This is a genomic window from Trueperella sp. HMSC08H06 (assembly GCF_001808465.1).
Lineage (GTDB): Bacteria > Actinomycetota > Actinomycetes > Actinomycetales > Actinomycetaceae > Trueperella > Trueperella bernardiae.
The window spans coordinates 41,272-60,307 of sequence record NZ_KV793350.1 but is presented as its reverse complement, the minus strand read 5'-3'; the positions used below and the strand labels follow the sequence as shown (position 1 = coordinate 60,307).

Genomic DNA, 19,036 nt, shown 5'->3' with positions numbered 1-19,036 from the left:
TGATAGTTGCTCATGCCGCCGGCGATAAAGACAGCCCGTGGGCGCGTGGAAGGTACGGTGTCCTTTCACCCGCACGTTCGACCGAGCAGGCGGGCAGTTCGACGATCTGAACTCATATACAGGAGAAGTAGTGCCTACTATTCAGCAGCTGGTCCGCAAGGGCCGCTCCAGCAAGGCGTCCAGCTCCGCGACCCCGGGCCTGAAGAGGAGCCCGCAGCGTCGCGGCGTTTGCACGCGTGTGTACACCACCACCCCGAAGAAGCCGAACTCGGCTCTTCGTAAGGTTGCTCGTGTTCGCCTTTCCTCCGGCGTTGAGGTCACGGCTTACATCCCCGGCGAAGGTCACAACCTCCAGGAGCACTCGATCGTGCTCGTCCGCGGTGGCCGTGTGAAGGACCTTCCCGGCGTTCGCTACCACATCGTCCGTGGCGCGCTTGACACGCAGGGCGTGAAGAGCCGCGGCCAGGGCCGCTCCAAGTACGGTGCGAAGAAGGAGAAGAAGTAATGCCTCGTAAGGGTCCCATCCGCAAGCGCCCGCTCGTTAACGATCCGGTCCACGGCTCGCCCGTGGTCACCCAGGTGATCAACCGCGTGCTTCGTGACGGCAAGAAGTCCACCGCCGAGCGCATTGTTTACGGCGCGCTGGCCGGCGTCGCCGAGAAGACCGGCCAGGAGCCGCTTGAGGTGCTCAAGCGCGCCCTGGACAACATCCGCCCGCAGCTCGAGGTCCGCTCCCGCCGCGTCGGCGGTGCCACCTACCAGGTGCCCACCGAGGTCAAGCCGAACCGCGCGAACGCCCTCGCGATCCGCTGGCTTGTGGACTACTCGCGCGACCGCCGCGAGAACACGATGCTCGAGCGCCTCCAGAACGAGATCATGGACGCCTCCAACGGCCTCGGTGCCGCCGTCAAGCGCCGCGAGGATGTCCACCGTATGGCTGAGGCCAACCGCGCCTTCGCTCACTACCGCTGGTAAAAACGGCCGCCCGGCCTGAATTTTAGGAGAGCCAAAACGTGGCACATACACCACAGAAGGATCTGAACAAGGTCCGCAACATCGGCATTATGGCGCACATCGACGCTGGTAAGACCACCACGACCGAGCGCATTCTGTTCTACACCGGCCTGAACTACAAGATGGGCGAGACGCACGACGGTGCGTCCACCACCGACTGGATGGAGCAGGAGAAGGAGCGCGGCATCACGATTACGTCGGCTGCCGTCACCACCTTCTGGCACAACAACCAGATCAACATCATCGACACCCCCGGCCACGTGGACTTCACGGTTGAGGTGGAGCGCTCGCTGCGCGTCCTCGACGGCGCCGTTGCGGTGTTCGACGGCAAGGAAGGCGTGGAGCCGCAGTCTGAGACCGTGTGGCGTCAGGCTGACAAGTACAACGTCCCGCGCATCTGCTTCATCAACAAGATGGACAAGATGGGCGCCGACTTCGATCACGCCGTGCAGACCATCCGCGATCGCCTCAAGGCGACCCCGCTGGTCATGGCCTTCCCGATCGGTGCTGAGTCAGACCTGTCCGGTGTCGTTGACGTCCTGAACAAGAAGGCGCTGCGCTTCCCGGCCAAGGACGACAAGGGCAACGACACGATGGGCTCCATCGTTGTCGAAGAGGAAATCCCAGCCGAGCTCGCGGACAAGGCCGAGGAACTCTACAACGAGCTGGTTGAGACCGTGGCCGAGACCGACGAGGCCCTTCTGGAGAAGTACCTCGGCGGCGAGGAGATCACGGTTGACGAGCTCAAGGCCGGCATCCGTAAGCTCACGATCGCTGGCGAGCTCTACCCGATCTTCGCCGGTTCGGCCTACAAGAACATTGGCGTGCAGCCGGTGCTCGACGCCGTCGTTGACTTCCTGCCCTCGCCGCTCGACATCGGCCTCATCAAGGGCATGGATGTCAAGGACGAGGAGGTTGTGATCGAGCGCAAGCCCGCGACGTCCGAGCCGTTCGCGGCTCTGGCGTTCAAGATCGCCGCGCACCCGTTCTTCGGCCGTCTGACCTACGTCCGCGTCTACGCGGGCAAGATCGAGCCGGGCGACCAGATCCTCAACGCCTCCAAGGGCAAGAAGGAGCGCGTGTCGAAGATCTTCCAGATGCACTCCAACAAGGAGCAGCCGGTGGATTCGGCGTCGGCAGGTAACATCTACGCCGTCATCGGCCTGAAGGACACGACGACGGGCGACTCCCTTTCCGCGATCGACGCCCCGATGCTGCTCGAGTCGATGACCTTCCCGGACCCGGTGATCCACGTGGCCGTTGAGCCCAAGTCGAAGGCCGACCAGGAGAAGCTCGGCATCGCTATCCAGAAGCTCGCCGAAGAAGATCCGACCTTCACCGTCCGCCTGGACGAGGAGTCCGGCCAGACCGTCATCGGCGGCATGGGCGAGCTCCACCTTGACGTGCTCGTGGACCGCATGAAGCGCGAATTCAAGGTCGAGGCGAACGTCGGTGCGCCGATGGTTGCTTACCGCGAGACCATTCGCGGCAAGGCCGAGCACATCGAGTACACCCACAAGAAGCAGACGGGTGGTTCCGGCCAGTTCGCGAAGGTCATCGTCACCTTCGAGCCGCTGGAGGAGAACGAAGAGGGCGTCACCTACGAGTTCGTGGACGAGGTCACGGGTGGCCGCGTCCCGCGCGAGTACATCCCGTCGGTCGACCAGGGTATCCAGGCGGCCATGGAGAACGGTGTGCTTGCCGGCTTCCCGATGGTGAACGTGAAGGCCACGCTTGAGGACGGCGCCTACCACGACGTCGACTCCTCGGAGATGGCGTTCAAGATCGCCGGCCAGATGGTGTTCCGCGAGGGCATCAAGCGAGCCAAGCCGATCATTCTCGAGCCGATCATGGATGTCGAAGTCCGTACCCCGGAGGAGTACATGGGTGACGTCATCGGTGATCTCAACTCCCGTCGTGGCCAGATCGCCTCGATGGAGGATGCCACTGGCGTCAAGATCGTCCGCGCCCTGGTTCCGCTTTCCGAAATGTTCGGTTACGTCGGCGACCTGCGTTCCAAGACGCAGGGCCGCGCCGTGTACACCATGCAGTTCGCGAAGTATCAGGAAGTTCCGAAGAACGTTTCGGACGAGATCATCCAGAAGGCTCACGGCGAGTAAGCCGCTGGAATTTACAAGTAAGTAGCAGAAAAGTAAGATTCATTTAGCGGTGCGCGCCCAGGCGTGCGATCAAGCTAAAGAGTCAATCTAGTCCCAGGAGGGCGCAAGTGGCCAAGGCCAAGTACGACAAGTCCAAGCCGCACATGAACGTCGGCACCATCGGTCACGTCGATCACGGTAAGACGACGACGACCGCCGCTATCACCAAGGTGCTGGCGGACAAGTACCCGGAACTGAACGAGTTCACCCCGTTCGACAAGGTCGACAACGCTCCGGAAGAGCGTCAGCGTGGTATTACCATCAACGTCTCCCACGTTGAGTACCAGACGCCGAAGCGTCACTACGCGCACGTTGACGCCCCGGGCCACGCCGACTACATCAAGAACATGATTACCGGTGCTGCTCAGATGGACGGCGCCATCCTCGTTGTGGCCGCAACCGACGGCCCGATGGCGCAGACCCGCGAGCACGTCCTGCTCGCCCGCCAGGTTGGCGTGCCGGACATCATCGTTGCGCTGAACAAGTGCGACATGGTTGACGATCCGGAGCTCATCGAGCTCGTCGAGATGGAGGTCCGTGACCTCCTGTCCTCGCAGGATTACGACGGCGACAACGCCCCCGTGGTCCAGATCTCCTCTCTGAAGGCTCTTGAGGGCGAGGAGAAGTGGGTTAACTCCGTCCTCGAGCTCATGGACGCCGTGGATTCCTACTTCCCGGATCCGGTCCGCGACCTCGACAAGCCGTTCCTCATGCCGATTGAGGACGTCTTCACCATCACCGGCCGTGGCACCGTGGTGACCGGCCGTGTCGAGCGTGGTCTGCTCAACATCAACGAGGAAGTCGAGATCCTCGGCATCCGCGCCCCGCAGAAGACCACCGTCACCGGTATCGAGATGTTCCACAAGCAGATGGATCACGCCGACGCCGGCGAGAACTGTGGTCTGCTCCTGCGCGGCACCCGCCGTGAGGACGTGGAGCGTGGCCAGGTTGTTGCCAAGCCGGGTACCATTACCCCGCACACCAACTTCGAGGCTCAGGTCTACATCCTGAAGAAGGAGGAGGGCGGTCGTCACAACCCGTTCTTCACCAACTACCGTCCGCAGTTCTACTTCCGTACCACGGACGTCACCGGCGTCATCACGCTGCCCGAGGGCACCGAGATGGTCATGCCTGGCGACAACACCGAGATGACGGTCGAACTCATCCAGCCGATCGCCATGGAGGAGGGCCTCGGCTTCGCTATCCGTGAGGGTGGCCGCACCGTTGGCTCAGGTCGAGTCACCAAGATCATCAAGTAATCTTCTGATTGCTTGAGTGGGCCCCAGCTTCGGCTGGGGCCCACTGCTATTCCCGCGGGTGTCGGCCGGGATGTTGGCCCGGCGTGTTGGCCCGGTGTATTCCACGCGGGGGCCAGCACGTTGGCGGCCCGTGTGCGGCCGACCCGCACATGAGCGGTCCGCACGTGAGTGGCTGCCGGGCCCGGATCGCTCCTGTCGGCGGGCCACGATAGGATGGCGGCATGAATCTGGACTTCCTTGGAAAGCTGCCCGCCGCCGTCTTGTGGGACATGGACGGCACGATTGTTGACACGGAGTGGGCGTGGGGTGAGCTGTCCGAGGACGTGGTGAAGGCAGCCGGCGGGGTGTGGGGGAGTGAGGACACCGAGTTCATCCTCGGCGCCTCCACCTTGGATCACGCGAACCGGCTTGCCGACGCCGTCGAGCGTGGCGGTAAGCCGCGGCCAGAGCCGATGGAGATTTTCGGCGAGCTCACTGAGCTTATGGCCGAGCGGGCCTACCCGTTCGTGGAGTTGTTGCCGGGAGTGCGTGAGCTGCTCGTTGCCTTCCGCGAGGCGGGGATTGCCCAAGCGCTAGTGACGGCCACGCCGAAGGATCTGGTGGACATCGCACTTGAGAGCTTGGGGGAGACGTACTTCAATACCGTCGTGACGGGTAGTGACGACGTGCCCGGCAAACCCGATCCGGGGCCCTACCTCCTGGGAGCCAGGAGACTCGGGGTCGAGGCGGCCGACTGCCTTGTCTTCGAAGACTCCCGGGCGGGCCTGGCGGCGGCGCGGGCGAGCGGGGCCGACGTTGTCGATGTCAATGACACCCCACCGGCAGAGTTCGCGCGGCGGGCCGGGCTGCTTTAGGGTCGGGCAACTCTAGAGCCAGGCAGTTCTAGCCCCGACCCTGTCAGCCGCTTCACAGGGGGCTACCCTAGTCGGGGTCGGCGTGCGGTGTTAAGATAGATCCCCGGACAGAACTCCACACCGCGCCCCGCGCGTGTGATTGGCCACCATCGCCGGCTGAAGTTGGCGAAGGCCGGGGAAGATACGTCATACTAGTAAAGTTGCTCGGGACGACCGGGCGAGTGAACTTGGCCGAAGGCAGAAAGCATTCGGTACATAAAATGGGTTCGCAAAACCACATAGGGCTTCGTTTGTTACCTCCATCAGGTGCGACACGCCCGACTGCGGGGGACGTGAACACCGAAGGTAGAGAGAGGGAGACGACGCCATGGCGGGACAGAAGATCCGCATCCGTCTGAAGTCATATGACCACGAGGTCATCGACAACGCAGCGAAAAAGCTCGTCGACGAAGTTACCCGTACTGGAGCGTCGGTTGTGGGACCGGTGCCGCTGCCCACGAAGCGCAGCGTTTTTACCGTGATTCGTTCGCCCCACAAGTACAAGGACAGTCGCGAACAGTTCGAAATGCGTACGCATAAGCGACTGATCGATATTGTCGATCCGACCCTGAAGACAATTGACACCCTGCGTCGCCTGGATCTCCCGGCAGATGTCAGCGTCGAGATCAAGCTCTGAGGTAACGCATCATGACAAAGAACAAGACCGCCGCAGCGCCCGTGAAGGCGCTCCTCGGCGTTAAGCTAGGAATGACCCAGGTGTGGGACGAGAACGCTAATCTCGTTCCGGTTACCGTGGTCAAGGTTGGCAAGAACGTTGTCACCCAGATTCGAACCATGGACACCGACGGCTACGAGGCCCTGCAGATCGCCTCGGGCGAGCTGAAGAACAAGAATGTCACCAAGCCACTCGCGGGCCACTTCGAGAAGGCCGGCGTCGAGCCTCGCCGTTTCGTTGCTGAGATCCGCACCTCCGACGCCGGCGAGTACACGCTCGGCCAGGAGCTCGGCGTGGAGCTGTTCGAGGCCGGCCAGAGCGTCGACGTCGTCGGCAAGTCGAAGGGCAAGGGATTCGCTGGCACGATGAAGCGTCACGGCTTCGCCGGCGTCTCCGCCTCGCACGGTGCGCACCGCAACCACCGCAAGCCCGGTTCGATCGGCGCTTCGGCAACCCCCGGTCGCGTCTTCCGCGGCCAGAAGATGTCTGGACGCATGGGCAACGCCCGCGTCACCGTCCAGAACCTGACCATTCACGCCGTTGACACCGAGAACGATCTTCTCCTTGTCTCGGGCGCTATCCCCGGCAACAAGGGTGGCGTCGTCGTGATCCGTACTGCCGCGAAGGGAGCCTAACGATGGCGGACCTCAAGGTTGACGTTATTGATCTGACCGGCAAGAAGGCCGGCAACGTGGAACTCGACTCGGCCGTCTTCGGTCTCGAGCCGAACATTCCGCTGCTTCACCAGGTGGTTAACGCCCAGCTCGCCGCTCGTCGCGCGGGTACCGCGAAGACCAAGACCCGCGGTGAGGTTTCCGGCGGCGGCATCAAGCCGTGGCGCCAGAAGGGCACTGGCCGCGCCCGCCAGGGCTCGATCCGTGCGCCGCACTGGACCGGCGGCGGCGTCGTTCACGGCCCCGTCCCGCGCGACTACTCGCAGCGCACCCCCAAGAAGATGATCGCTGCCGCTCTGCGTCAGTCGCTCTCGGATCGTGCCAAGCATGACCGCGTGCACATCGTCAAGGGCTTCGTGGAGGGCGACAAGCCGTCCACCAAGGTCGCACTCAAGTTCCTGCTCGAGGTGACCGAGGGCCGCAAGGCGCTGGTCGTCGTCGATCGCACGGACGAGCTGACGATCCTGTCGCTGCGTAACGCCCAGGAAGCACACTTGCTCTACTTTGACCAGCTCAACGCGTACGACGTCCTCGTCGCCGACGACGTCGTGTTCACCGAAGCTGCTTACGAGGCATGGACGAACAAGGAGGAGACGAAGTGACTCACGCTGCGTTCCAGAACAAGGATCCTCGCGACGTCATCATCGAGCCGGTAGCCTCCGAAAAGGCCGCCCGCCTCGAGGACGAGGGCAAGTACACGTTCATCGTTGACCCGCGCGCCAACAAGACCGAGATCAAGATCGCGATCGAGAAGATCTTCGGTGTCAAGGTTGCTTCGGTTAACACCCAGAACCGTCAGGGCAAGGCCCGCCGCACTCGCGATGGCATTGGCCGCCGCAAGGCCACCAAGCGCGCCATCGTCACCCTGCGCGAGGGCACCATCGACATCTACGGCGATATCGTCGGCTAAGCCGACGGGAAGTATTGAGGAACACTCATGGGAATTCGCAAGTACAAGCCGACGACCCCGGGTCGTCGCGGTTCGAGCGTTGCCGACTTCGTCGAGATCACCCGATCTACGCCGGAGAAGTCGCTGCTGCGCCCGCTGCCGAAGACCGGTGGTCGTAACAACCACGGTCGTATCACCACGCGTCACATCGGTGGTGGCCACAAGCGCCAGTACCGCGTGATCGATTTCCGTCGTCACGACAAGGACGGCGTGCCCGCCAAGGTCGCTCACATCGAGTACGATCCGAACCGCACCGCGCGCATCGCGCTGCTGCACTACGTCGACGGCGAGAAGCGCTACATCCTCGCCCCCGAAGGCGTCAAGCAGGGCACGATGGTGGAGAACGGTCCGAACGCGGACATCAAGCCCGGCAACAACCTCCCGATCCGTAACATCCCGGTCGGTACGGTTATCCACGCCGTGGAGCTCCGCCCGGGTGGCGGCGCCAAGCTCGCCCGCTCGGCCGGCTCGTCCGTCCAGCTGGTCGCGAAGGAAGGTAAGTACGCCCACCTGCGCCTGCCGTCGGGCGAAATCCGCCTGGTCGACACCCGCTGCCGCGCCACCGTTGGTGAGGTCGGCAACGCCGAGCAGTCGAACATCAACTGGGGCAAGGCTGGCCGCATGCGCTGGAAGGGCGTCCGCCCGACCGTCCGCGGTGTCGTCATGAACCCGTTCGACCACCCGCACGGTGGTGGCGAGGGCAAGACGTCCGGTGGACGTCACCCGGTCTCCCCGTGGGGCCAGAAGGAATCTCGCACCCGTCATCCGAACAAGCCCAGCGACAAGCTCATCGTGCGCCGTCGCAAGACCGGCAAGAAGTCTCGATAGGAGTAGTCAGCTATGCCGCGTAGTTTGAAGAAGGGCCCCTTCGTCGACGATCACCTTCAGAAGAAGGTTGATGAGCAGAACGAGAAGGGCACCCACAACGTCATCAAGACCTGGTCGCGCCGTTCGGTCATCACCCCGGACTTCCTTGGTCACACGTTCGCAGTCCACGACGGCCGCAAGCATGTGCCGGTGTTCATCACCGAGTCCATGGTCGGCCACAAGCTCGGCGAATTCGCTCCGACTCGCACCTTCAAGGGTCACGAGAAGGACGATCGCAAGGGCCGTCGCCGATAAGGCAGGAGAGGCAGAATAATGGAAGCAAAGGCACAGGCGCGCTACGTCCGCGTCACGCCGCAGAAGGCTCGCCGAGTGATCAACGAGATCCGCGGTTTGAATGCAACCAACGCCTTGGACGTGCTCGAGTTTGCACCCCAGGCTGTTGCCCGCGACGTTCGCAAGATCGTCCAGTCGGCAATCGCCAACGCCCGTTACGCAGCCGGCCAGGCCGGCGAGCGCTTCGATGAGTCCGCTCTCGAGATCCTCGAGACCTACGTGGATGAGGGCCCGACCATGAAGCGCATCCAGCCGCGCGCCCAGGGGCGTGCGAATCGGATCATGAAGCGTACGAGTCACATCACCGTCATCGTCGGAACCAAGGAGGCCTAAGAATGGGACAGAAAGTTAATCCGGTAGGTTTCCGTCTTGGTATCACCACGGACCACCGCTCGAAGTGGTTCACGGACTCCAACGAGGCCGGCAAGACCTACGCCGACTTCCTCGGTGAGGACATCAAGATCCGCAAGATGATCGAGAAGAACCTCGAGCGCGCGGGCGTGTCCCGCGTCAACATCGAGCGTCGCAACGAGCGCGTGGTCATCGACATCCACACCGCTCGCCCCGGCATCGTCATCGGCCGCCGTGGCGCCGAGGCTGACCGCCTCCGCCAGGACCTGGAGAAGCTGACCGGCAAGTCCGTCCAGCTCAATATCCTCGAGGTTAAGAACCCGGAAGCCGACGCCCAGCTCGTGGCTCAGGGCATCGCCGAGCAGCTCGCATCCCGCGTCTCCTTCCGGCGCGCCATGCGCAAGGGCATCCAGTCCGCGCAGCGCGCCGGTGCCAAGGGCATCCGCGTGCAGTGCTCCGGTCGTCTCGGCGGCGCCGAGATGTCCCGCTCGGAGTTCTACCGTGAGGGCCGTGTGCCGCTGCACACCCTGCGCGCCAACATCGACTACGGCTTCTACGAGGCCCGCACCACTTTCGGCCGCATCGGCGTGAAGGTGTGGATCTACCGCGGTGACGTCACCGACGTCGAGTACTACCGCTCCCTGACCGAGGCCCCGCGTGGTCGCGGCGGCCGTGGCCGTGGCGAGCGCCGTGGTGAGCGTCGTGGCGGTAACCGTGGTCGTCAGAATCAGGCCGAGCAGGCCACCACCGAGGCGCCCGCCGCTCCGGCAGCTGAGGCGCCCGCTACCCAGGAAACGGAGGCCTGAGTTACATGCTCATTCCCCGCCGAACCAAGCATCGCAAGCAGCACCGCCCGAACCGTCATGGCATGGCCAAGGGTGGCAGCACCCTGGCTTTCGGTGAGTACGGCATCCAGGCTCTCGAGCCGGCCTACGTGACCAACCGCCAGATCGAGGCTGCCCGTATCGCGATGACCCGTCACGTCAAGCGAGGCGGCAAGGTCTGGATCAACATCTTCCCGGATCGCCCGCTTACGAAGAAGCCGGCCGAAACCCGTATGGGTTCTGGTAAGGGCTCAGTCGAATGGTGGGTTGCCAACGTCAAGCCCGGCCGCGTTCTGTTCGAGCTGGCCGGTGTTGACGAGCAGCTGGCTCGTGAGGCCATGTCCCGCGCCCAGCACAAGCTCCCCATGAAGACTCGTTTTATTACCCGTGAGGATGGTGAATAATGGCTAAGGGCATTACCACTGAAGAGCTCGATCAGCTCACCGATGTTGAGCTCGCCGAGCGCCTCCAGGAGGCGAAGGCTGAACTGTTCAACCTTCGTTTCTCGGCCGTGACCCATCGCCTGGAAGACTCCGGCCGTCTGAAGGAGGTGCGTCGCTCCATTGCGCGCATCTACACGGTCGCCCGCGAGCGCGAGCTCGGAATCCGCACCGCCCCGACGGCTAAGAAGAAGTAGAGGAAGCGCGATGAGCGAGCAGGAAAAGAACGTACAGACGCAGCGCAACTACCGCAAGGTTCGCACCGGCTACGTCGTGTCCGACAAGATGGACAAGACCGTCGTGGTCGAGGTCGAAGATCGCCGCAAGCACGCGCTTTACGGCAAGGTTATGACCCGGTCCAAGCGCATCAAGGCTCATGATGAGACGAACGAGGTTCGCGAGGGCGATCTCGTGCGCATCATGGAGACCCGACCGCTGTCCGCGACCAAGCACTTCCGTGTGGTCGAGGTCATCGAGAAGGCCAAGTAATCTCAGGTATCTTTACCTGAGAAAACATCCGTTCGGCAAGGCTCAATATTGAGAACCGGCACGACGACAGGAGATAAGTAAATGATCCAGCAGGAGACGCGACTGAAGATCGCTGATAACACGGGTGCGAAGGAAATTCTTTGCATGCGTGTGCTCGGCGGTTCTGGTCGGCGCTACGCCGGAATTGGCGACGTGATCGTCGCCGCTGTCAAGGATGCAATCCCTGGCGGCAATGTCAAGAAGGGCGACGTGGTCAAGGCCGTCGTCGTCCGCACGAAGAAGCACACGCGCCGTGCAGACGGCTCGTACATTAAGTTCGATGAGAACGCTGCTGTCATTTTGAAGAATGACACCGAGCCGCGCGGCACCCGTATCTTCGGCCCCGTCGCACGCGAGCTTCGCGACAAGCAGTTCATGCGCATCGTTTCGCTCGCGCCGGAGGTGATCTAACATGGCGAAGATCAAGAAGGGTGACCTCGTCCAGGTCATCGCAGGCCGTGACAAGGGCATGCAGGGCCGAGTCCTGCAGGTCCGTGACGATCGCGTCGTGGTTGAGGGCGTCCAGCGCGTCAAGAAGCACACCCGGGTTGGCCGTACCGACCGTGGTGGTACGACCGGTGGCATTGAGACCGTCGAGGCGCCGATTCACATCTCGAACGTGATGCTTGTTGGCCCGGACAAGAAGCCTATCCGCGTGGGATTCCGCGAGGTTGAGGTGGAGCGTAACGGCCGCAAGAAGATCATGCGCGAGCGCATCGGCCGCCGTGGCGGAGAGGAGATCGAGCTGTGACCCCTCGTCTGAAGACCAAGTACCGCGAGGAGATCCTCCCGGCGCTGCAGAAGGAGTTCAACCACACCAACGTGAACAACGTGGGTGGTCTGGACAAGATCGTCGTCAACATGGGCGTGGGCGAAGCCGCTCGCGATTCCAAGATCCTCGACGGCGCGATTGCGGACATCACCGCGATCACCGGCCAGAAGCCCCAGGTGACGAAGGCCCGCAAGTCCATCGCGCAGTTCAAGCTGCGTGAGGGTCAGGCCATCGGTTGCCACGTCACCCTCCGCGGTGACCGCATGTGGGAGTTCCTGGACCGTCTTCTGTCCACCGCGCTGCCGCGCATCCGCGACTTCCGCGGCCTGTCGCCCAAGCAGTTCGACGGCAACGGGAACTACACGTTCGGCCTGACCGAGCAGACCGTGTTCCACGAGATCGACATGGACAAGATTGATCGCGTCCGCGGCATGGATATCACCTTTGTCACCACCGCGACGACCGACGACGAGGGCCGCGCGCTCCTGCGCCACCTCGGCTTCCCGTTCAAGGAGGACTAATGGCAAAGACTGCTCTCAAGCAAAAGGCGGCCCGGAAGCCGAAGTACGCTGTTCGCGCCTACACGCGCTGTCAGCGTTGCGGTCGTCCGCACTCCGTCTACCGTAAGTTCGGCCTGTGCCGAGTCTGTGTTCGTGAGATGGCCCTCGCGGGCGAGCTCCCGGGCGTAAAGAAGGCAAGCTGGTAAGAAACTACGTCGCAGGTCCGGTAAGGAAACCACGACGAGGAAGGGCTGTGGCCCGATGTCTATGACAGACCCCATTGCAGATATGCTCACGCGTCTGCGCAACGCCAACTCGGCGTTCCACGAGTCGGTTGAAATGCCGTACTCGAAGATGAAGGCGTCGATCGCCGACATCCTCAAGCGTGAGGGTTACATTGACGGTTTCACCGTCGAAGACGCCAAGGTGGGCAAGACGCTCACCCTGACCCTGAAGTACGGCCCGAACCGCGAGCGCTCGCTCGCCGGCCTGCGCCGCATTTCGAAGCCGGGACTTCGCGTGTACGCCAAGTCGACCAATCTCCCTCAGGTCCTGGGCGGCCTGGGCGTGGCAATCTTGTCCACGTCCTCCGGCCTCCTCACCGACCGCGAGGCCAAGGACAAGGGCGTAGGTGGGGAAGTCCTCGCCTACATCTGGTAGAAGGAAGGGCTGCAATGTCACGTATTGGTAAGCTCCCAATTTCTATCCCGTCCGGCGTCGACGTCGCCATTGATGGCAACAACGTCAAGGTCAAGGGACCGAAGGGCGAGCTTGAGCTCACCGTCGCGTCCCCGATCGAGGTCAAGGTGGAGGACGGCCAGATCGTCGTCACCCGTCCGAATGACGAGCGCGAGTCGCGTTCGCTTCACGGCCTGACCCGTACCCTCGTGGCTAATAACATCATTGGCGTGACCGAGGGTTACAAGAAGGACCTTGAGATTCACGGTACCGGTTACCGCGTGCTGGCTAAGGGCTCGGACCTCGAGTTCTCCCTCGGCTACTCGCACACGATCCTGGTCAAGGCCACCGAGGGCATCTCCTTCGTGGTTGAAGGGCCGACCAAGTTCTCGGTCGTCGGTATCGACAAGCAGAAGGTTGGCGAGATGGCCGCCTCTATTCGCAAGCTGCGCAAGCCCGAACCATACAAGGGCAAGGGTATTCGTTACGCTGGCGAGCAGGTGCGTCGCAAGGCTGGAAAGGCTGGTAAGTAATGTCTAGTCACAAGTTTGCTGCGCGTAAGCGCCGCCACCAGCGCCTTCGCAAGCGCGTCGTTGGAACCGCTGAGCGTCCCCGTCTGGCCGTCTCCCGTTCGAACCGTCACATGATCGCCCAGGTCATCGACGATTCGGAGGGCAAGACCCTGGCCTACGCCTCCACGCTCGAGGCCGACTTCCCGTCGGACACCGAGGGCAAGGTGGGCGCCGCCCGCATCGTGGGTGAGCGCATTGGTAAGCGCGCGATCGAGGCCGGCGTTTCCGCCGTCGTTCTCGACCGCGGTGGAAACAAGTATCACGGTCGCGTGGCCGCGGTTGCCGATGGCGCCCGCGAAGCCGGCCTGAACCTGTGATCTGAAACGAGAGGATATAGACATGGCTGCAGAGCAGCGTGGACGCCGCTCCGAGGGTGACCGCGAGGAGCGCGGCAACCGCGAGCGTCGCAACGAGCGTCGTACCGATCGTCGCGCAGATGACAGGAATGCCTACATCGAGCGCGTCGTGACCATTAACCGTGTTGCCAAGACCGTCAAGGGCGGCCGTCGCATGGCCTTCACCGCGCTCGTCGTGGTGGGCGATGGCAACGGCACCGTTGGCGTCGGCTACGGCAAGGCCAAGGAAGTGCCGGCCGCTATTGCGAAGGGCACCGAGAAGGCGAAGAAGAACTTCTTCAAGGTTCCGCGCATCGGCACCACCATCCCGCACCTGGTGCAGGGCGAGGACGCCGCCGGCGTCGTCCTCCTGCGTCCGGCGTCCGCCGGTACCGGCGTTATCGCGGGTGGCCCGGTTCGCGCCGTCATGGAGGCCGCTGGCATCCATGACATCCTGTCGAAGTCGCTTGGCTCGTCCAACGCGATCAACATCGTGCACGCCACCGTCGCGGCGCTCAAGCAGCTTGAGCAGCCCGAGGCGGTTGCGGCTCGCCGTGGCCTGCCTGTTGACCAGGTTGCCCCGGCTGCGATGCTCCGGGTCCGTGCCGAGCACGAGGCCAAGGAGCGCGAGGACGCCGAGCTCGAAGCTAAGCGCGAAGAGAACGAGGCTGCCGCCGCGGGAGTTGGTGCATGATGCTGAAGATTACGCAGAAGAAGGGCCTCGTTGGGGCCACGCAGTCCCAGAAGGCGACCATCGCCTCCCTTGGCCTGCACAAGATTCACCAGAGCGTGACCCACCAGGACAACGCCGCGATCCGCGGCCAGATCCGTAAGGTGACACACCTGGTCGATGTGGAGGAGGTCGAGTAATGACTGATTCGACGACCAAGTCGGAGCCGCTGAAGATTCACGACCTGCGTCCGGCCCCGGGCTCGAACAAAGCCAAGATCCGCGCTGGTCGCGGTGAGGGCGGCAAGCGCGGTAAGACCGCGGGCCGTGGCACCAAGGGTACGCACGCCCGCAACACGGTTCGTCCGGGCTTTGAGGGTGGCCAGATGCCGCTCCACATGCGTTTGCCGAAGCTGCGCGGCTTCAAGAACCCGGCCAAGGTCTACTACCAGGTTGTCAACCTTGACGCCCTGAACGAGTTGTTCCCCGAGGGTGGCGACGTCACCGTCGAGCAGCTCGTGGCCAAGGGCGCGGTTCGCAAGAACCGCCCGGTCAAGATTCTTGGCACCGGTGAGATCACGGTCAAGATCAACGCCGTGGTCGACTCCTGGTCGGCGTCGGCCCAGGCCAAGATCGAGGCCGCTGGCGGAACGCTGGCGAAGCGAGATGCCTAACACTTAGTCAATTGGCCCCCACAACCTGTGGGGGCCAATTGCGTTTCACCGCGATTTGTCGCACATCCGTCCATTTTGGTTATTTGTATCAGGGTGGGAGTAGGTATAGTGAAACGGTGTCTGCCTAGACACCGGCAAGATCTGCATGCGCAGATCTCACGAGCTCGATTGATCGGGCACCACGCGACGGCCCACGGGCTGGCATTTGGAGGATTGTTTTGTTCAAAGCACTGGTATCGGCATTCCGTACACCGGATCTGAGGCGCAAGCTTCTTTTTACGATGTTTATCATGGCGATCTATCGCCTCGGTACCTACATGCCTGCACCGTTTGTGTCGTACGCCAACGTCAAGCAGTGTCTGGACGAGCAGGGTAGCGCTGATCTGTTGACGATGTTGAATATGTTCTCGGGCGGTGGCTTCCTGCAGCTGTCGATCTTCGCCCTGGGCATCATGCCCTACATTACGGCGTCGATTATCGTCCAGCTCATGCGAGTGGTCATCCCGCGCTTCGAGGAGCTACACAAGGAAGGGCAGACCGGTCAGGCGAAGCTGACCGAGTACACCCGTTACCTCACGATCTTTTTGGCTGTCCTCCAGGCCTCGGTGATCGTGTCGGTGGCTAATTCTTCGATCTTCCAGCTGTGCACGGTTGACCCGATCCCGAACGCGAACCCGGGCAAATACCTGCTGACCATCCTCGCGGTGACCGCCGGTACGGGCCTCATCATGTGGCTGGGCGAGCTGATCACCGAGCGCGGAGTTGGCAACGGCATGTCGCTGCTCATCTTCACGGGTATCGCGGCGTCGTTCCCCACGATGCTCACGAACGTCTACCGTTCCGACGGCGGCGTCTCCCGCCTCCTCATCGTGCTCGCGATGTTCCTGGCGATCACGCTCGTGGTCGTGTTCGTGGAGCAGTCCCAGCGTCGCATCCCGGTCCAGTACGCCAAGCGCGTGGTCGGTCGTCGTACTTACGGCGGCACCTCCACCTACATTCCGCTGAAGATCAACATGGCGAACGTGATCCCCGTGATCTTCGCGTCCTCCATCCTTGGCCTGCCGCAAATGATCGCCCAGTTCGGTGACCAGAACTCCGGCTGGACACGCTGGGTGGCGGAGAACTTCTCGCACGGCTCGGGCTGGTACCTGGTCATGTATGCGCTCCTCATCATCTTCTTCGCGTTCTTCTACACCTCCATCACGTTTAACCCGGAGGAGATCGCGGACAACATGAAGCGTTACGGCGGCTTCGTGCCGGGCATACGCGCCGGGCAGCCGACCGCCGACTACCTGCGCTACGTCATTAACCGCATCAACTGGGTGGGTGCGATGTACCTCGCGATTATCGCGCTCATTCCGCAGATCGTCTTCAACTCCATGGGTATTAATTCCCTATCCTTCGGTGGAACGTCGATTATTATTCTCGTGGGCGTCGGCCTCCAGACCGTGAAGGACATCGACGCTCAGCTCCAACAGCGTCACTATGAAGGATTCCTCCGATGAATTACCGTCTCGTCATTGTTGGCCCTCCCGGGGCTGGCAAGGGCACGCAGGCAGCCGGCGTCTCTGAACGCCTGGGCATTCCGTGGCTTTCTACCGGCCAGGCGTTTCGCGACGTCATTACGTCCGGTTCCGAGCTCGGCGATCTGATCGCCTCCTACATCAATGAGGGCAACCTCGTGCCTGACGAGCTGACGGATCGCCTTGTGGCCTCTCGCCTGGATGAAACGGGCGCGGAGAATGGCTTCCTCCTTGATGGGTATCCGCGAACGCTCGCGCAGGTCGAGGCGTTGGACAAGATGCTCGAGGAGCGGGATGCTCCGCTCGACGCCGTGATTGAGCTCGACTTCCCGGAGGAGGCGATCGTGGATCGTCTTCTCAAGCGAGCCGAGGTTGAGGGGCGCGAGGATGACACGGAAGAGGTCATCCGCCACCGTATTGAGGTCTACCACGAGAAGACCCAGCCGCTTTTGGACGTCTACCGCAAGCGCGGGATCCTCGTGCCGATCGACGGCCGCGGCACGATCGAAGAAGTGCGCGACCGCCTGATTGCCGGCTGCCGGGCTTTCCTGGGCTCAAAGTGATCGAGTACAAGTCTGACGCCCAGATCGTCGCCATGCGCAAGGCTGGCCTTGTGGTGGCGGCGATTCACACGGCGTTGCGCGATCAGATTCGTGCGGGCATGACCACGGCGGACCTCGACGCGATTGCCCTCGACGTCCTGCAAGCCCACGGCGCGGTCTCCAATTTTTACGGGTACTACGACTACCCGGGCCAGATTTGCACGTCGGTCAACGACGTCGTCGTCCACGGTATCCCCGGCCCGCTCGAGTTGCAGCCGGGGGACCTGGTGTCGATGGACTGCGGCGCCGTCGTCGATGGGTGGCACGGGGATGCCGCGATTTCGGTGGTCCTGCCCGGGGGAGACCCGCAGGTGCGGGAGGCGCGCGAGCGGCTGAATGACATCACACGTGAATCGATGTGGGTAGGGATTGCGGCGATGGCCACCGGGAAGCGTGTGGCGGACATCGGCAACGCGATCGACGACTACGTCACCGGCCTCGACGACGCCGACCAGCCCGACATCCTGCTCGACTACGTCGGCCACGGGATTGGCACGTCGATGCATCAGGACCCGGAGGTCCTCAATTATCGCACGTCGGGGCGTAGCCCGAAGCTCAAGCGCGGAATGGTGCTGTGCATCGAGCCGATGCTGGCGGCGGGCAACCAGGCCACGAGCGTCGACGACGACGAGTGGACGGTGCGCACGCAGGACGGCTCGGACGCCTGCCACTGGGAGCACATGGTGGCCAAGCACAAGGGTGGCATCTGGGTGCTGACCGCGCCGGACGGGGGAGTCGAAGGGCTCGCGCCGTACGGCATTGTTCCCGTCCCGCTCGAGGCGTGACGAGATACACCGCGAACGCCCTTTCGAACGGTTGGGCCGATCCCGTAGTATTGAACGTTGGTGCCACGTCGGTACCCGTCGGATCCGTCCGGCGATAGCAATTTCAGTTAAGCGGGGAACATGGCGAAAAAAGAAGGCGTCATCGAGGTAGAGGGCACGGTCACTGAGGCCTTGCCTAACGCGATGTTTCGTGTCGAGTTGGAAAACGGGCATATGGTGCTCGCACACATCTCTGGCAAGATGCGTCAGCACTACATCAGGATCCTTCCGGAAGACCGGGTGGTTGTAGAGCTCACGCCCTACGATCTCAGCCGCGGCCGGATCGTTTATCGCTACAAGTAAACCGCACTCTACCGCCACTTTGGCAACAGGAAGCACCCGAATGAAGGTCAAGCCTAGTGTTAAGAAGATCTGCGACAACTGCAAGGTGATTCGTCGCCACGGTCGCGTCATGGTTATCTGCGATAACCCGCGCCACAAGCAGCGCCAAGGCTAAGTCACAGATCGCGGGGTAACCCGCAGCAATTGCATTACTAGTGCGAAAGCACAACCCTCAGTCCGAAGGCTGAGGCCCGATCAGGGACAGTAATGCTCCACACCTTCGGAAGAAGACAATAGGGAGCCACAACATGGCACGTCTTTCCGGCGTTGATCTCCCGCGCGAAAAGCGCGTCGAGATTGCGCTTACGTACATTTTCGGCATCGGCCGGACCCGTTCTCAGGAGACCCTCGCGGCCACCGGTGTGAATCCGGACATCCGCGTGAAGGATCTGACCGAGGAGGATCTGGTTAAACTCAAGAACCACATCGACGAGCACTACAAGGTCGAGGGCGATCTTCGCCGCGAGATCCAGGCCGACATTCGCCGCAAGGTCGAGATTGGTTGCTACCAGGGTATCCGCCACCGTCGTGGCCTGCCCGTGCACGGTCAGCGTACGAAGACGAACGCGCGTACCCGCAAGGGTCCGAAGCGGACTGTCGCAGGCAAGAAGAAGTAG

The 19,036-nt window shown here is 62.5% G+C and carries 32 protein-coding genes; all 32 read left to right on the top strand.

The genetic code is table 11. From position 1 onward, the window contains the following. The first annotated feature begins 130 nt into the window (after window positions 1-130). The 32 genes from rpsL (at window position 131) to rpsM (ending at window position 19,036) form a co-directional block, all read left to right on the top strand. The gene (gene rpsL / locus HMPREF3174_RS04440) at window positions 131-505 is read left to right on the top strand and encodes a 30S ribosomal protein S12 (RefSeq protein ID WP_062613587.1); all 375 of its coding nucleotides are present in this window, start codon (window positions 131-133) and stop codon (window positions 503-505) included. Continuing rightward, complete coding sequence (rpsG, locus tag HMPREF3174_RS04435; RefSeq protein ID WP_062613586.1) at window positions 505-975, top strand: 30S ribosomal protein S7; 471 nt, start codon at window positions 505-507, stop codon at window positions 973-975. The genes rpsL and rpsG overlap by 1 nt, the downstream gene beginning before the upstream one ends. Before the next feature lie 89 nt (window positions 976-1,064). Then, a complete protein-coding gene (fusA, locus tag HMPREF3174_RS04430) occupies window positions 1,065-3,134 on the top strand; it encodes an elongation factor G (protein ID WP_062613585.1) in 2,070 nt (689 codons plus the stop codon). Window positions 3,135-3,241: 107 nt separating this feature from the next. Further along, window positions 3,242-4,432 (top strand): elongation factor Tu, encoded by a 1,191-nt coding sequence (gene tuf, locus HMPREF3174_RS04425; RefSeq protein WP_068538836.1) that lies wholly within the window; start codon window positions 3,242-3,244, stop codon window positions 4,430-4,432. A 221-nt stretch (window positions 4,433-4,653) separates the two neighbouring features. Continuing rightward, window positions 4,654-5,286: an HAD family hydrolase gene (locus HMPREF3174_RS04420; protein WP_062613583.1), complete on the top strand. Its 633-nt coding sequence runs from the start codon at window positions 4,654-4,656 to the stop codon at window positions 5,284-5,286. Window positions 5,287-5,653: 367 nt separating this feature from the next. After that, window positions 5,654-5,962 carry a 30S ribosomal protein S10 gene (gene rpsJ, locus HMPREF3174_RS04415; protein ID WP_024963332.1) on the top strand — a complete coding sequence of 103 codons (309 nt, stop codon included), beginning with the start codon at window positions 5,654-5,656 and terminating at the stop codon, window positions 5,960-5,962. An 11-nt stretch (window positions 5,963-5,973) separates the two neighbouring features. Then, window positions 5,974-6,636, top strand: coding sequence for a 50S ribosomal protein L3 (gene rplC, locus HMPREF3174_RS04410; protein WP_062613582.1), 663 nt, complete (start codon window positions 5,974-5,976; stop codon window positions 6,634-6,636). Window positions 6,637-6,638: 2 nt separating this feature from the next. Further along, window positions 6,639-7,277 carry a 50S ribosomal protein L4 gene (rplD, locus tag HMPREF3174_RS04405; protein ID WP_062613581.1) on the top strand — a complete coding sequence of 213 codons (639 nt, stop codon included), beginning with the start codon at window positions 6,639-6,641 and terminating at the stop codon, window positions 7,275-7,277. After that, window positions 7,274-7,585 (top strand): 50S ribosomal protein L23, encoded by a 312-nt coding sequence (gene rplW / locus HMPREF3174_RS04400; protein WP_236698671.1) that lies wholly within the window; start codon window positions 7,274-7,276, stop codon window positions 7,583-7,585. Before rplD ends, rplW begins: the two co-directional genes overlap by 4 nt. Window positions 7,586-7,612: 27 nt before the next feature. Then, a complete protein-coding gene (rplB, locus tag HMPREF3174_RS04395; protein ID WP_070448052.1) occupies window positions 7,613-8,452 on the top strand; it encodes a 50S ribosomal protein L2 in 840 nt (279 codons plus the stop codon). A gap of 12 nt (window positions 8,453-8,464) precedes the next feature. Further along, the gene (gene rpsS / locus HMPREF3174_RS04390) at window positions 8,465-8,746 is read left to right on the top strand and encodes a 30S ribosomal protein S19 (RefSeq protein WP_024963327.1); all 282 of its coding nucleotides are present in this window, start codon (window positions 8,465-8,467) and stop codon (window positions 8,744-8,746) included. 18 nt (window positions 8,747-8,764) lie between these two features. Further along, entirely contained in the window at window positions 8,765-9,118 is a 354-nt protein-coding gene (rplV, locus tag HMPREF3174_RS04385; RefSeq protein WP_062613578.1) for a 50S ribosomal protein L22, read from the top strand. Between the two features lie 2 nt (window positions 9,119-9,120). Next, on the top strand, window positions 9,121-9,942 hold the full coding sequence (rpsC, locus tag HMPREF3174_RS04380) for a 30S ribosomal protein S3 (RefSeq protein WP_062613577.1): 822 nt from the start codon (window positions 9,121-9,123) through the stop codon (window positions 9,940-9,942). Window positions 9,943-9,947: 5 nt separating this feature from the next. Beyond that, a complete protein-coding gene (gene rplP, locus HMPREF3174_RS04375; RefSeq protein WP_070448050.1) occupies window positions 9,948-10,364 on the top strand; it encodes a 50S ribosomal protein L16 in 417 nt (138 codons plus the stop codon). Next, entirely contained in the window at window positions 10,364-10,597 is a 234-nt protein-coding gene (rpmC, locus tag HMPREF3174_RS04370) for a 50S ribosomal protein L29 (protein WP_062613575.1), read from the top strand. The genes rplP and rpmC overlap by 1 nt, the downstream gene beginning before the upstream one ends. 10 nt (window positions 10,598-10,607) lie before the next feature. After that, the gene (gene rpsQ / locus HMPREF3174_RS04365; protein ID WP_062613574.1) at window positions 10,608-10,889 is read left to right on the top strand and encodes a 30S ribosomal protein S17; all 282 of its coding nucleotides are present in this window, start codon (window positions 10,608-10,610) and stop codon (window positions 10,887-10,889) included. Between the two features lie 81 nt (window positions 10,890-10,970). Beyond that, complete coding sequence (rplN, locus tag HMPREF3174_RS04360; protein ID WP_062613573.1) at window positions 10,971-11,339, top strand: 50S ribosomal protein L14; 369 nt, start codon at window positions 10,971-10,973, stop codon at window positions 11,337-11,339. Window position 11,340: 1 nt separating this feature from the next. Then, window positions 11,341-11,679, top strand: a complete 339-nt coding sequence (rplX, locus tag HMPREF3174_RS04355) for a 50S ribosomal protein L24 (protein ID WP_062613572.1) — start codon at window positions 11,341-11,343, stop codon at window positions 11,677-11,679. Then, window positions 11,676-12,221: a 50S ribosomal protein L5 gene (gene rplE / locus HMPREF3174_RS04350; RefSeq protein ID WP_062613571.1), complete on the top strand. Its 546-nt coding sequence runs from the start codon at window positions 11,676-11,678 to the stop codon at window positions 12,219-12,221. Before rplX ends, rplE begins: the two co-directional genes overlap by 4 nt. Then, on the top strand, window positions 12,221-12,406 hold the full coding sequence (locus HMPREF3174_RS04345) for a type Z 30S ribosomal protein S14 (protein WP_024963318.1): 186 nt from the start codon (window positions 12,221-12,223) through the stop codon (window positions 12,404-12,406). The genes rplE and HMPREF3174_RS04345 overlap by 1 nt, the downstream gene beginning before the upstream one ends. A 55-nt stretch (window positions 12,407-12,461) precedes the next feature. Beyond that, window positions 12,462-12,860, top strand: coding sequence for a 30S ribosomal protein S8 (gene rpsH / locus HMPREF3174_RS04340; protein WP_062613570.1), 399 nt, complete (start codon window positions 12,462-12,464; stop codon window positions 12,858-12,860). Window positions 12,861-12,874: 14 nt separating this feature from the next. Continuing rightward, on the top strand, window positions 12,875-13,411 hold the full coding sequence (gene rplF, locus HMPREF3174_RS04335) for a 50S ribosomal protein L6 (protein WP_062613569.1): 537 nt from the start codon (window positions 12,875-12,877) through the stop codon (window positions 13,409-13,411). Then, complete coding sequence (rplR, locus tag HMPREF3174_RS04330; RefSeq protein ID WP_062613568.1) at window positions 13,411-13,767, top strand: 50S ribosomal protein L18; 357 nt, start codon at window positions 13,411-13,413, stop codon at window positions 13,765-13,767. The genes rplF and rplR overlap by 1 nt, the downstream gene beginning before the upstream one ends. A 22-nt stretch (window positions 13,768-13,789) precedes the next feature. Continuing rightward, a complete protein-coding gene (gene rpsE / locus HMPREF3174_RS04325) occupies window positions 13,790-14,479 on the top strand; it encodes a 30S ribosomal protein S5 (protein WP_062613567.1) in 690 nt (229 codons plus the stop codon). Next, a complete protein-coding gene (rpmD, locus tag HMPREF3174_RS04320; protein WP_068538838.1) occupies window positions 14,476-14,655 on the top strand; it encodes a 50S ribosomal protein L30 in 180 nt (59 codons plus the stop codon). Before rpsE ends, rpmD begins: the two co-directional genes overlap by 4 nt. Beyond that, entirely contained in the window at window positions 14,655-15,128 is a 474-nt protein-coding gene (gene rplO / locus HMPREF3174_RS04315; protein ID WP_068538839.1) for a 50S ribosomal protein L15, read from the top strand. The genes rpmD and rplO overlap by 1 nt, the downstream gene beginning before the upstream one ends. A 218-nt stretch (window positions 15,129-15,346) precedes the next feature. Next, window positions 15,347-16,633 carry a preprotein translocase subunit SecY gene (gene secY / locus HMPREF3174_RS04310; RefSeq protein ID WP_062613564.1) on the top strand — a complete coding sequence of 429 codons (1,287 nt, stop codon included), beginning with the start codon at window positions 15,347-15,349 and terminating at the stop codon, window positions 16,631-16,633. Continuing rightward, window positions 16,630-17,214, top strand: a complete 585-nt coding sequence (locus tag HMPREF3174_RS04305) for an adenylate kinase (RefSeq protein ID WP_062613563.1) — start codon at window positions 16,630-16,632, stop codon at window positions 17,212-17,214. Before secY ends, HMPREF3174_RS04305 begins: the two co-directional genes overlap by 4 nt. Beyond that, window positions 17,211-18,038 (top strand): type I methionyl aminopeptidase, encoded by an 828-nt coding sequence (gene map / locus HMPREF3174_RS04300; protein WP_083200578.1) that lies wholly within the window; start codon window positions 17,211-17,213, stop codon window positions 18,036-18,038. The genes HMPREF3174_RS04305 and map overlap by 4 nt, the downstream gene beginning before the upstream one ends. A gap of 120 nt (window positions 18,039-18,158) precedes the next feature. Beyond that, window positions 18,159-18,380: a translation initiation factor IF-1 gene (infA, locus tag HMPREF3174_RS04295; protein ID WP_062613562.1), complete on the top strand. Its 222-nt coding sequence runs from the start codon at window positions 18,159-18,161 to the stop codon at window positions 18,378-18,380. 40 nt (window positions 18,381-18,420) lie between these two features. Next, complete coding sequence (gene rpmJ / locus HMPREF3174_RS08995; RefSeq protein WP_009748913.1) at window positions 18,421-18,534, top strand: 50S ribosomal protein L36; 114 nt, start codon at window positions 18,421-18,423, stop codon at window positions 18,532-18,534. A 133-nt stretch (window positions 18,535-18,667) separates the two neighbouring features. Continuing rightward, window positions 18,668-19,036, top strand: a complete 369-nt coding sequence (gene rpsM / locus HMPREF3174_RS04290) for a 30S ribosomal protein S13 (RefSeq protein WP_062613561.1) — start codon at window positions 18,668-18,670, stop codon at window positions 19,034-19,036.